The 12,109-nt window shown below is 64.5% G+C and carries 6 protein-coding genes; 2 read left to right on the forward strand and 4 right to left on the reverse strand.

Annotation, left to right across the window (positions count from 1 at the left end; all coding sequences use genetic code 11):
• Nucleotides 1–125: 125 nt before the first annotated feature.
• Nucleotides 126–1,475 carry a glutathione-disulfide reductase gene (gene gorA, locus ACG33_RS11145; RefSeq protein WP_066921217.1) on the reverse strand — a complete coding sequence of 450 codons (1,350 nt, stop codon included), beginning with the start codon at nucleotides 1,473–1,475 and terminating at the stop codon, nucleotides 126–128.
• A gap of 119 nt (nucleotides 1,476–1,594) precedes the next feature.
• Here gorA and ACG33_RS11150 point away from each other — a divergent pair, with 119 nt between their 5' ends.
• Together ACG33_RS11150 and ACG33_RS11155 are read left to right on the forward strand one after the other, a co-directional pair.
• Entirely contained in the window at nucleotides 1,595–2,185 is a 591-nt protein-coding gene (locus ACG33_RS11150) for a YhgN family NAAT transporter (RefSeq protein ID WP_066921220.1), read from the forward strand.
• A 212-nt stretch (nucleotides 2,186–2,397) separates the two neighbouring features.
• Nucleotides 2,398–4,716 carry an NADP-dependent malic enzyme gene (locus ACG33_RS11155; RefSeq protein ID WP_066923278.1) on the forward strand — a complete coding sequence of 773 codons (2,319 nt, stop codon included), beginning with the start codon at nucleotides 2,398–2,400 and terminating at the stop codon, nucleotides 4,714–4,716.
• A 26-nt stretch (nucleotides 4,717–4,742) separates the two neighbouring features.
• Here ACG33_RS11155 and ACG33_RS11160 read toward each other — a convergent pair whose 3' ends face one another.
• The 3 genes from ACG33_RS11160 to ACG33_RS11170 form a co-directional block, all read right to left on the reverse strand.
• Entirely contained in the window at nucleotides 4,743–5,825 is a 1,083-nt protein-coding gene (locus tag ACG33_RS11160; RefSeq protein ID WP_066921222.1) for a 3-deoxy-7-phosphoheptulonate synthase, read from the reverse strand.
• A gap of 250 nt (nucleotides 5,826–6,075) precedes the next feature.
• On the reverse strand, nucleotides 6,076–10,092 hold the full coding sequence (locus ACG33_RS11165) for a translocation/assembly module TamB domain-containing protein (protein ID WP_066921225.1): 4,017 nt from the start codon (nucleotides 10,090–10,092) through the stop codon (nucleotides 6,076–6,078).
• Between the two features lie 5 nt (nucleotides 10,093–10,097).
• A complete protein-coding gene (locus ACG33_RS11170) occupies nucleotides 10,098–11,891 on the reverse strand; it encodes an autotransporter assembly complex protein TamA (RefSeq protein WP_066921227.1) in 1,794 nt (597 codons plus the stop codon).
• Nucleotides 11,892–12,109 lie beyond the last annotated feature (218 nt).

The raw sequence follows: 12,109 nt of genomic DNA on the forward strand, positions 1-12,109 counted from the left end.
ACCCATACCTCGTCCACGCCGCCTCGCCCACACCGTGCGCTCCAGCATCGAGAGCACCCTCGGCATCCTCATTGATAACGAGTATGTTGCCGCCCAGGCGACGACGATCCTTCCTCGGTGACACCTCACTTCATCAAGACCAGCTCCTCGGCCATGGTCGGGTGAATGGCCACACAATCGTCGAATTGCGCCTTGGTCATGCCGGCTTTCACCGCGACGGCGACCATCTGCAGTATCTCCGGGGCTTCGGGGCCGATCATGTGGGCGCCCACGATCCGGTCGGTCGCCGCATCGACGATCATCTTGTAGAGCGCCCGCTCGTTGCGTCCGGCCAGGGTATTTTTCATAGGCCGAAAATTCGACGTGTAGACCTTGACGGATCCCAAGGTATTGCGCGCCTGCGACTCGGTCAGGCCCACGCCCGCCAGCGGAGGATGACTGAACACGGCAGCAGGAATGCAGCGATAGTCGACGCGGACGGGCGTGCGGCCGAAAACGGTATCGGCAAAGGCCTGGCCTTCGCGTATCGCAACGGGCGTGAGCTGCACCCGGTTCGTAACGTCACCGACGGCATAGATCGACGGGCAGCTGGAACGGTTGTCCAGGTCGACCTGCACGGCACCCTGCTCATCGAGATCCACACCGGCTTCCTGCAGACCCAGTCCCTCGGTGTTCGGCAGACGCCCGGTCGCGAACATCAGCGCATCCGCCTCCAGGACCGAACCATCGCGCATACATATTTCCAGAACGCCGTCCGCACGCTTGTCGACTCGTTCGATCGCCGCGTTGAACAAGAACTGGATGCCCTTCGCCATGGAGATCTGCAACAACCGCTCGCGCAACTGCTGATCGTAGGCGCGCAGGATCTGGTCGGAGCGATTGATCAAGGTGACGCGCACGCCGAACTCGTTGAAGACACCGGCGAATTCGTTGGCGATATAGCCGCCGCCGGTAATCACGATGCGGGCAGGCAGACGCTCCAGATGAAACACCTCGTTCGAGGTGATGCCGTATTCGTATCCTGGAAAGTCGGGTATATGCGGACGTGCGCCGCTTGCCACCAGGATGATACCGGCCTGTACTTCCCGATCACCGATCCTGACGCCATGCGCTCCGGTCACCACCGCCCGTCCCGACAGGATCTCGACCTGATGACTCTCCAGCGTCTGGGTATACAGGCCGCTCAGGCGATCCACTTCCGCCAGCACATTGTCGCGCAATATCGGCCAGTCGAACTTCATACCCTGCAGTTCCCAGCCGAAGCGCCGTGCATCCTCCAGATCCTCGGCAAAATGCGCGCCATAGACCAGCAGCTTCTTGGGCACACAGCCACGGATGACGCAGGTGCCGCCGATGCGGTGCTCCTCCGCGATCGCAACTTTCGCACCATGCGCGGCGGCGACACGCGCGGCGCGCACGCCGCCGGAGCCCGCACCGATCACCAGCAGGTCGTAGCTATGTTCAGAAGCATTCATCACTCAGTCTCGACACGTTTGAAATTCGAGTATGGCGGCAGTCACGAGCCGCGACGCCGGATACAGCATCCCTCCAGGACGACAGCCGTCAATTTAAACATACCGTACAATGCCCGCTCATGAGCGACCTGACGTCGGTAATCGTTACGCTGTTCATGATCATGGATCCACTGGGAAACGTCCCGGTCTTCCTGTCGATCCTGAAGGGAGTCACACCGCAGCGCCGGCGCGCGATCCTGTGGCGTGAAGTGCTGATCGCCTATGTCGTACTGCTGATCTTCCTGTTCCTGGGCAAGTATGTTCTGCAGATACTACAGCTCGATCAGGAAACGATCAGCATTGCCGGGGGCATCGTCTTGTTCCTGATCGCGCTGCGTATGATCTTCCCTGCACCCGGTAGCCTGTACCAAGATACGCCCGATGGCGAGCCGTTCGTGGTACCGCTCGCCATTCCCCTGATTGCCGGTCCTTCGACCCTGGCGGCGCTGATGCTGCTGCAGCGGTCCGATCCGGGTGCGAGTCTGCAATTGCTGCTGGCGGTCACGATCGCCTGGGCCTTGACGGCAATCATCCTGGTTGCCGCGCCATTCCTGTATCGGGTCATGGGCCGGCGAGCACTGATCGCAATGGAACGCCTGATGGGCATGGTGCTGGTCATGATCAGTGTACAAATGACCATGAACGGGATCAGCACCTTCCTGCATCGCTAACCGTCTCGACACCATCGAGCGGCGACCGCCCATACCGCCCATGGTTTCGCCCGCCATGCATTCCTCTTGATGCACGGCGGGCGAAACCATGGGCGGTACATGGCAACCCTAAATAAATCGACATCCAGACACGACCACCCCCAATGCATCGCGATGCTGGCCGGAATCCAGTACATTGCAGCTCCCTTGTGCATCACCAGATCGAACGCCCGATGAGCCAAGACAGCTCCTTGTCCGCCGACAATCCCAGCAATCTGCGGCAAGCCGCACTCGACTATCACGAGCATCCGATCCCCGGGAAGCTGTCCGTCACACCCACCAAGCAGCTCTCCAACCAACGCGATCTGGCGCTTGCCTACTCCCCCGGAGTTGCCGCCGCCTGTGAAGCGATCGCCGCCGATCCCCTCGCCGCGTATCGCTACACGGCACGCGGCAACCTGGTCGCGGTCGTCACGAATGGCACTGCGGTCCTGGGCCTGGGGGCGATCGGTCCACTGGCCGCCAAGCCGGTCATGGAAGGCAAGGCGGTACTGTTCAAGAAATTCGCAGGTATCGACGTGTTCGATATCGAACTCGACGTGCGCGATCCGGATCATCTTGTGGAAGTGATCGCCGCACTGGAACCCACCTTCGGCGGCATCAACCTGGAGGATATCAAGGCGCCCGAGTGCTTCATGGTCGAGCGCAAGCTGCGCGAGCGCATGAAGATTCCGGTGTTCCACGACGACCAGCACGGCACGGCGATCATCGTCGGCGCCGCGGTACTCAATGGGCTGCGGGTCGTCGACAAGGACATCCGCACGGTGAAGTTGGTCGTGAGCGGGGCGGGTGCTGCCGCGCTGGCCTGTGTCGACCTGCTGGTCGACCTCGGTCTGCCGATCGAGAACATCTGGCTCACGGATCTGGCCGGCGTCGTCTATCGAGGCCGTACCGAATTGATGGATCCGCAGAAGGAGCGCTTCGCGCAGCCAACCGACTTGCGACAGTTGGCGCAGGTCATCCCCGATGCCGATATTTTCCTGGGCCTTTCCGCCGGCGGCGTGCTCAAACCGTCGATGGCGGCGGCGATGGCGCCGAAGCCGCTGATTTTCGCGCTGGCCAACCCCACGCCGGAGATCCTGCCCGAGGAGGTCGCCGCCGTGCGCGATGATGCCGTGATGGCCACCGGCCGCACGGACTATCCGAACCAGGTCAACAATGTCCTGTGCTTTCCCTACATCTTTCGCGGTGCACTCGATGTCGGCGCCACGACCGTCACGCGCTCCATGGAAATCGCCGCGGTTCATGCCATTGCGTCACTGGCCCACCAAGAACAAAGCGATATCGCCGCCAGCGCCTACGACCTGGCCGGCCTGTCGTTCGGACCGCAATACCTGATTCCCAAGCCCTTCGATCCGCGTCTGATCCTCAAGATCGCCACCGCGGTCGCCCGCGCTGCGATGGACAGCGGCGTGGCCACCCGCCCGATCGCGGATTTCGAAGCCTACGAACAAAAACTGCTGCAATTCGTTTTTCACAGCGGTACGTTCATGCAGCCGGTGTTCACCGCCGCCCGGCGCACCGCAAGCCAGGAGCGCACCCGCATCATCTTCGCCGAAGGCGAGGAAGGCCGTGTCCTGCATGCCGTGCAGATCCTGGTGGATGAAAAGCTCGCCCGTCCCGTGCTGGTCGGCCGGCGCCATGTGATCGACAAACGTATCCAGGACCTGGGTTTGCGCCTGCGCCGCGAGGAGCATTTCACCCTGGTCGATCCGGAATACGATCCGCGCTATCGGGAATACTGGGAAGACTATCGGCGCCTGATGGCCCGCCGCGGCGTCACCGGGCGCTATGCCCGCCTCGAACTGCGCCGCCGCACCACCTTGATCGGCGCCATGCTGCTGAAGAAGGGCGAGGGCGACGGCATGATCTGCGGCACCATCAGCGCCACTACACGGCATTTACGATACATCGACCGGATCATCGGCCGCCATCCCGGCGCGAGTGCCTACGGCGCGATGAGTGCGCTCATTCTACCGGGACGCCAGCTGTTTCTGGCGGATACCCATGTCAACCTGGATCCCACCGCCGAGCAGCTCGCGGAAATCACCCTCATGGCCGCGACCGGCGTGCGCCGCTTCGGCATCGAGCCGAAGATCGCACTGCTGTCGCATTCCAACTTCGGCACCAGCGACGCACCTTCCGCGCTCAAGATGCGCAAGGTGCTCGAACTGGTGCGCCAACGCGCCCCTGAACTGGAGATCGACGGAGAAATGCACGGCGACTCGGCACTGGACGAGACCGTGCGCAAGACCGCGCTGCCCGAGACCACACTGAGCGGCGCGGCCAACCTGCTGATCCTGCCCGATCTCGCCGCCGCCAATATCGCCTACAATCTGCTCAAGACCGCCGCCGGCAACAACGTGGCGATCGGCCCCATCCTGCTGGGCTGCGCCGCACCGGTGAACATTCTCACACCCCAGGCGACGGTACGGCGCATCGTCAACATGGCGGCCCTCACGGCCACACAGCACCTGAATCCGGCGCGCTGATTTCCGCTCTCCCGCGGCTTGTCGCCTCAGGCTGCCTCTCCGGCGCGACGCGGACTTCCGCGACGACGACGCTGCACCGCCAGAGCCAGCCGTTCGAGCACCTGGACGGAGCTGTCCCAGTCGATGCAGCCGTCCGTGATGCTCTGGCCATAGCGCAACGGCTGCCCGGGACACAGATCCTGGCGACCGGCGACCAGATGACTTTCCACCATGACTCCGGCGATGCGCTGTTCACCGGCCTCGACCTGGCGCGCCACCTCGTCGATGACGGCGGGCTGATTCTCGGGCTGTTTGCGGCTGTTGCCATGGCTGACGTCGATCATGATCCGAGGCGGCAAACCCGCTCCCACGAGCGAGGTACACACGCTCTGCACGCTCTGCGGATCATAGTTCGGCGCCTTGCCGCCGCGCAGGATCACATGACAGTCCGTATTGCCCGCCGTACTGGCGATGGCGCTGCGCCCCTGCTTGGTAACGGCCAGGAAATGATGGGCATGCGAGGCCGCCTGAACGGCATCGATCGCGATCTTGACGTTGCCGTCCGTGCCGTTCTTGAAGCCCACGGGACAGGACAGGCCGGAGACCAACTCGCGATGCACCTGACTTTCCGTGGTGCGCGCTCCGATCGCGCCCCAGCTGACCAGATCGGCGATGTACTGCGGCGTGATCATGTCCAGAAACTCGCAGCCGGCCGGAAGCCCCATCCGGTTGATATCCACCAGCAGCCCGCGCGCCAGGCTCAGTCCCTTGTTGATATTGAAACTGCCGTCCAGATCCGGATCATTGATCAGCCCCTTCCAGCCGACGGTGGTGCGCGGCTTCTCGAAATACACCCTCATGATGATCTCGAGCGTATCTCCCAATCGATCACGCTGTTCCTTGAGGCGGCCGGCGTAGTCGCGCGCGGCGGCGACATCATGGATCGAGCAGGGGCCGATGACGACCGCGAGGCGGTCATCGCGTGCATGCAGGATATCCTGCAGCGCGCGCCGCCCCCGGTCCACCGTGGCCGAGGCGTCCTCGACACAGGCATGTTCACGCATCAATGTTTCAGGGGTGCTGAGCTCCCTGATGTCGCTGATTCGAAGATCGTCGGTGCGAATTGTCACAATGGCTCCGGTTGTTTGCCTTGTCTACCTTCGCCGGGGCCAAAAAAAACCGCCAGCGGAGGCGGTTTTCCTGGGAATGCTTGCTTGTTACTGGATCTTCAGATCGAGTGCAGCCCCGGCTCCGCCCTTGAGGGGAAGGCCCAATACGTAAAAAAATAATAGCGGCTGGACGCGATCATGGTGGAATAAGAAATATCACACTCTCCCGGTCGAATACAACCACGGACGCGACATTCGCACATTTCAGCGCTCATTTCTCGAGCCGATACTCGATCCCGGCGCGAGTTTCGCTCGAACCCCGAGCCGTCTGTACCGATAGTGCCTCGGTGAGCCGGTAACGCAAGGTGATGACTTCGCCGGGATCGAACAGACCCACGCCATAGCTCAGGTACAGCCTGGGCGACAGATACTGGCCCACCGTGAAGGTGGCTCCACCCACCATGTCGTTACTTTCGATGCCGACCTCATCGAGGCCCAGCCGGCCGCCAATGCTTTTGGCCAGCAGGCCTCCACCCGCCGTACCGATCGAGCGTGCGGCGCTATGCAAGGCGTCGGCATCCCCCTCGCTACTGCCGATCCGCTCCAACGGCCGCCCCGTGACCAGATAGGCCAGCGCCTCGGACTGGGTCATGACAGGGTCGGAAAACACGGACAGCTGGGGACTGCGGGCGGTGCCTTCCACCTTCAAGCCGGCGGTGACCTGCTCCACCTTGCGCACGGCAACGATATTGAGTCCGGGATCATCGAGCGGTGTGCTGGCGAACAACAGCTGTCCGCGCTGAATGCTCAAATCCTGTCCGTAGGCCTTGTAGGCTCCCTCGACCTTGATATTGCCGGTGCCGACCGTCGGCGAGTCGGGACGCTCCTGAATGTTCAGCCGGCCGCCTACCCTGGCATCGAGACCGAATCCGGCGAGTTTCACCGCATCGCCCAGGATGATCGTGATGTCGGCCTGCAGCGGCACCGCCTGTGCCTCCTGTACGGCATCTTCATCATCGAGCACCACCACATCCGGTGAGGCCCGCCGGCCGCCGGCACCCCCTGCAGGAAGCTTGCTCAGATCCACATCGGCGCGGGGAATACTCACTTCACCGCTCAGGCGCATGCGCTGCTCGTCACGCTCGAAGGCCAGCTCCGGCGCCACGATGACATGTGCCGCGGGAATGTCGGCGGCCAGGAAATCCCGGCCCTTCACGTTCGCCTGGATCCGCCCCTCGGGCGTCAGGCGCCCGGTGAATGCCAAGGTGCCCGTTCCTGAATGGATCTCCCCGTCGAGGCTGATCACGCCCTCCGTATCCGGAGTGGCGGATACCCTGCCATCGGTGAGCTTCAGCCCCAGCTCGGGAATCTGAGCCGCCAGCTCGCTGGCCTGTAGTTCGCCGCTCAGCCGCGGCGCTTCCAGCGTCCCCGCGACGCTGGCACGCAAATCGACGCGTCCCGCGACCTCCGCAAGCTGGGGGATGAATGCCGCCAGCGGCGACAGGCTGGGAATCGACACGAACAACTCGCCATCGAGTTCCGATGTCGGCTGTTCCAATCCCCGCAGCCAAACACGGCCCTCAAGTCTCCCGTCCTCCGATGGACGGTCCTGCGCAACCTCCCCCAGGCGTCCGGAGAGCGTCGCCCGCGCCTCGGCACCGGTCAGTTCGGCCTGGAGCCGCAGTTGCGCATATTCCAGCAGCGTCTCCCCGGCCGGTGCGTCCGGCGGCGTTTGGGCCGGGGTGATCCTGCCGCCGGGCAGTTCGATGCCGGCCTGCCCGAACAGTTCGCCCTGCGCCGTGCGCCGCAACTCGCCGCGGCCTTCGATCGTGCCGCTCACAGCCACCGGCAGCGCCGGCACCAGCGCATTGGCGAGCGCCAGCCGCAATCCTTCCAGGGCATAGCTCGCCTGCAGAACGCCATCCGCCTGCCGGGTCAGTGCCGCGCAAAACCGCATTTCATCGCCGGACAGGCAGGTCTGCCGCAGCTCCATGGCGCCCTGTGCGTCGATCTCGAGCGCCGCCGGCGCCTCCAGCGACAGGCGCGCCACTTCGGGAACCGTCAGCTGCAATCGTTCGATCGAGCCGGACCAGCCGGCCTCGGACTGTGTACCCCTCATTTCCAGATCGGTGTTCAGACGCTCGCCCAAGGCCGTCAAGGTCAGCCGATGCATCTCCTGGTCGCCATCCACCCGCAACTGCAGGCTGCCGAACTCGAATCCCGCCGCGCCGACGCCGGACAGATCGAGGCGCACCTGACCGGAAGGCTTCGAGACATTCCGGACCTGGAGCTGCAGATCGAGCGCGTCGCTGCGCAGCTGCGCCAGTTGCAGCGCCTGGCTTTGCGCCGCCACCTCCAGATCCAGTGCCGGCCAGGTGCCACGCACCTCGGCGCGGGCACGCAGGCGACCCCGGGCGCCCGGCATCCAGTCATCGAGGCTGCACACATCCAGCTGCGCACTGGCCTCCAGGGTACCCGCTCCTCCCGCGGGCGCGGCATGCAGATCGATACGGCTGTCGCCGGAACGCAGCGCCACACGGCCCCTGAGAGTCGGCTGCCCGGCAGCGCCCAGACCGCTGAAATCCATGTCGGCGCGCCCTTCGACCGGGCGGTCGCGCAAACGTCCGCGCAGGTTGCGCAGCACCAGAGTACCGTCTGCGCCCCGTTCACCCATGCGCCCTTCGGTATCGAGCTGGAAACTCACCCGCCCCGGCCAGTCGGCCGCCAGCGCACCGGGATCGAAGGTTTTCGCCGCCGCGGCGAGGTGCCAGCCGATCACCGGCTTCAGTGCCACCCGCCCCAGGGCCGTGAGTTCACCGGCGGATTGTCGCAGCGCGAGCTCCTTGACCTCGATCGCAGCATTGCTGCCCGTCACATCGAGCGCGATATCGACCGGAGCGCGGGGCGGGCCGATCTGCAACTGTCCCAGCGCCGTATAGGCATCCATATTGCCACGCACCTGCAGCCGTCCCCGGCTGTGCAGCTGCTGCCCGGCCCAGCGCGCGGGAATCTGCAGATCCTGCCAATCCACCTCGGCGCTCACCCGGAGCGCCGGCGCGGATGACAGCACGCCGCGCACCACCAGGGTTCCAGCCGCGGGCGAACCCTCGGTATCCTCGGCCCCGGCATCCCCGGTTCCAGGCCCCTCGGCTTCGGCATCCTCGGTTCCAGAGTCCCCGGCTTCGGAATCTTCGCCTCCGGAACTCCCGCCTAGGAAAATCTTCAAGGGATCCAGGGTGATCTCGTCTTCATCGCGTGTGAAACGCAGCGGCTCGATCCGCACGGGGACACCGTCCAGATCGATCCTGCCGCGCACTTCGCCCGCAGCCGAGTTGCCTTCGCCACGCAGGGAAGCCGCCAGACGCCGCATGCCGGACTCCGGCAAGACCGTCTTTCGGGGATCGAATGCCGGTACATCCAGCACGAATCGCCAGGGCCAGTCGCCTGCTTGGCGCAGCGAGGCATCGAGCCGCGCCGGCAGCGGCGCACTGAGCTGCAACACCAGGTCCGCGCGCTCCTGCTGCGTCACCGCCCGCAGATCGCCCGTCAGGTGCTGCTGCCCGGCCTGCCAGTGGAACCGGCCCTGCGCCTCACCCTCGTAGACATCGCGCTGCGCCAGCCGTCCGCTGAAATGCAGCTCGCCCTGGGCCGCCAGGACATCCAGCTGTCGCAGCACGATAGCCGCTTTCGTCCATTCACCCGCCAGCTCGGCGTGGATGAGCTCGAGCAATGGCGCGGGCGATGATGCCGACGGGGACGACACCACCGCATCCTCCAGCCGCAAGCGATCCATGCTGATGTCGATCGGGGGTTGCAGGGAAAAAGGCGTCGATTCGGCTTCGGCGGAAGACGGCGACGATGCGCCGAGCACCACTCGCACGCCGCGCAACCGCGCATCCCCGATCCGCACCACACCGCGCAACAGTGCCAGCCAGCGCAGATCGACCTGCAGTTGCTCGATCTCGACCGTCAGACCGCTGAGCGGATCCATATAGCGCAGCCCCTCCAGCGTCAAGGGTCCGGCCAGCGTGCCGGCCGGTGCCTGAATCGACAGGCGCTCCTGCAGCAGACCGCCGGCAAGCTCCGCCGCCCAGCGCGCACCCTGCTGGGTATTCACCAGCCATAACAGACCGCATAGCACGGCGGCCATGATCACCGCCGCACCCAGCCCCATCCAGCGCAGCAGCGCACGCACCGGACCGCGTGCCATTCCAGCCGTGGCGACATCGGCGCCGCGCATGCCGCCGGGTGCCTTGCCCGAGGTGCTCTCGGCATACGATTCGTTCATGCCGCTCACAGATCCGGCCCCACGATCACGTGGATGCGAAAGCCGTCGCCGAGTTCAGTCACCACCGGCTTGGCGACGTCCAGGCGCACGATGCCGATCGGCGATTTCCAGCGCAAGCCCACACCGACGCCGAGATTCAAATCGAAATCCGTATCGAAGGCGTCGCCTGCATCGGCAAAGACCGCGGCACCCCAGTTCGGCACAAAGTAATGCTCATACTCGGCACCGGCGTAGGCCAGGAATTTGCCGCCGATCACCCCACCCGCGGCATTCATCTCACCGATCTCCTTGAAGTCGAAGCCGCGCACCGAACGATCGCCCCCAGTGAAAAAGCGCAGCTCGGGCGGCAGCGCCCCGAAATCATCAACCAGCATCGCGCCCGCGCCGCCGTGAACGATGACACGGCCCTTGTCGCCCGCGCGGCGTATCCATTTGGCGTCCATGCTGATCTGCGCGAAGCTGGTATCGGCCAGCAAAGTCTCGAGCGCGCCGCGCGCCGCGAAGGTCAGCGAATAGCCCCGGGTCGCAAAAAAGAAATCGTCCGCCCGCTTGCGGCTCAATACGCCCTCGGCAAACAACAGGCTGGAGTTGTGTCGTTCATCGGCGATCTCGAAATCGCCCGCCAGATACTGCAGTCCAAGGGTGCGCACGAAGCCGCGCCAGTCGCGCGAGTCGTTCGCCGCCAGCCGCAGCATGCGCGAGCGGCTCGAATCCGTCTCTTCGTCGCGATATGCCGCACCGAAGTTGTAGCTGCGGTTGTCCGGCCCTGGCCGCGGGATCGTGTACTGGGTGCCGATCCCCTGGACGCGCTGTGAATACTCCATGTCGGCCTTGAACTTGTGACCCTTGCGGTTGACCCAGCGCCGGTCGATGCCGAAGCGCACGCCCGGCCCGGTGTCGGTACTCATGTAGACACCGGCGGTGTACAAGGTGCGCTTGGCGGGGATCACCAGTACATCGACCGGCACCCGGCCATCCGCCGCCGCCTCGATCACGGGCTGGACGCCGACACTGGAAAAATAGTCCGCATCGACCAGGCGCTGCTGGAACACGAGCAACTGATCGGCCGAATAGAAATCGCCTTCCTCCCAGGGAATGTAGCGCTCCAGGAAACCCTCGCGGAACTGTGCGGGCGAGAAGCGCACCTCCGAGAACCGATAGCGCTCGCCCGTTGCCCATTCCAGGTCGATGTCCGCCGTGGCATCGCGACGGGACACGCCGACACGATGTGTGATCAACTGAACATCCAGGAATCCCGACTCGCGCAGGGCGGCGTCGATCCGAGCCTTGCTGGCCTCGTACAGACCATGGTCCAGTATCTCGCCGATACCGGGCTCGAACGCCTGGATGGCGGCCTGTACGGAGGGCAGCTGCGCCGCGGGGAAGCCGGCACCCGTCCGGCCTTGGTTCGCGCCGTCCGGCGCCGAGGAGTCTGCGCTCATCCGGATATCCCGCTGCACGACCTTCACCGGAGCGCCTGCATCGACCACGAAGAGCGCCCTGAAGAGCCCCCCGTCCGCAGCCTTCAATTCACTCCTGACCTGCGCCTGATAGTAGCCGTACGGCTCCAGCGCCTTGCGGATCTGTTCCTCGCCACGAATGAAAAGCCGGTGTATCTGGGCCGGTGAGGGGTCGCGTCCAATGTACTGGGTGAGTTCCAGACCGGCGCGGGCCGCCGCATCGAGTTCAGCGGGCAGCCCTTGGATATCCACACCGATTCCCGCACCCTGCGCTTCCAGAGTACCTGCCAGCAACAGGATCGCGAGGCGCGTATTGTAGAACCGGAAAAAGTCGAGCATGGACCGGCGCGAAACCTGGAACGATGTCTGGGGAATGACACCGAGCCCCGGCAATCCCATGGGCAAGCGGCGAGAGGTTCGAAGAGTACCTGAGTTGCCGCGGCCGATTCCAGCAACGTCCGCTCAGGGACGATGGGGCAAGACGCTGTACCGCTGCCGGCAAGCGGCACTAGATCCTTCCGGCCGTCCGCACGCGCAAGCGTGCCGACCATGTTCCA

It is taken from the genome of Steroidobacter denitrificans (genome assembly GCF_001579945.1).
Lineage (GTDB): Bacteria > Pseudomonadota > Gammaproteobacteria > Steroidobacterales > Steroidobacteraceae > Steroidobacter > Steroidobacter denitrificans.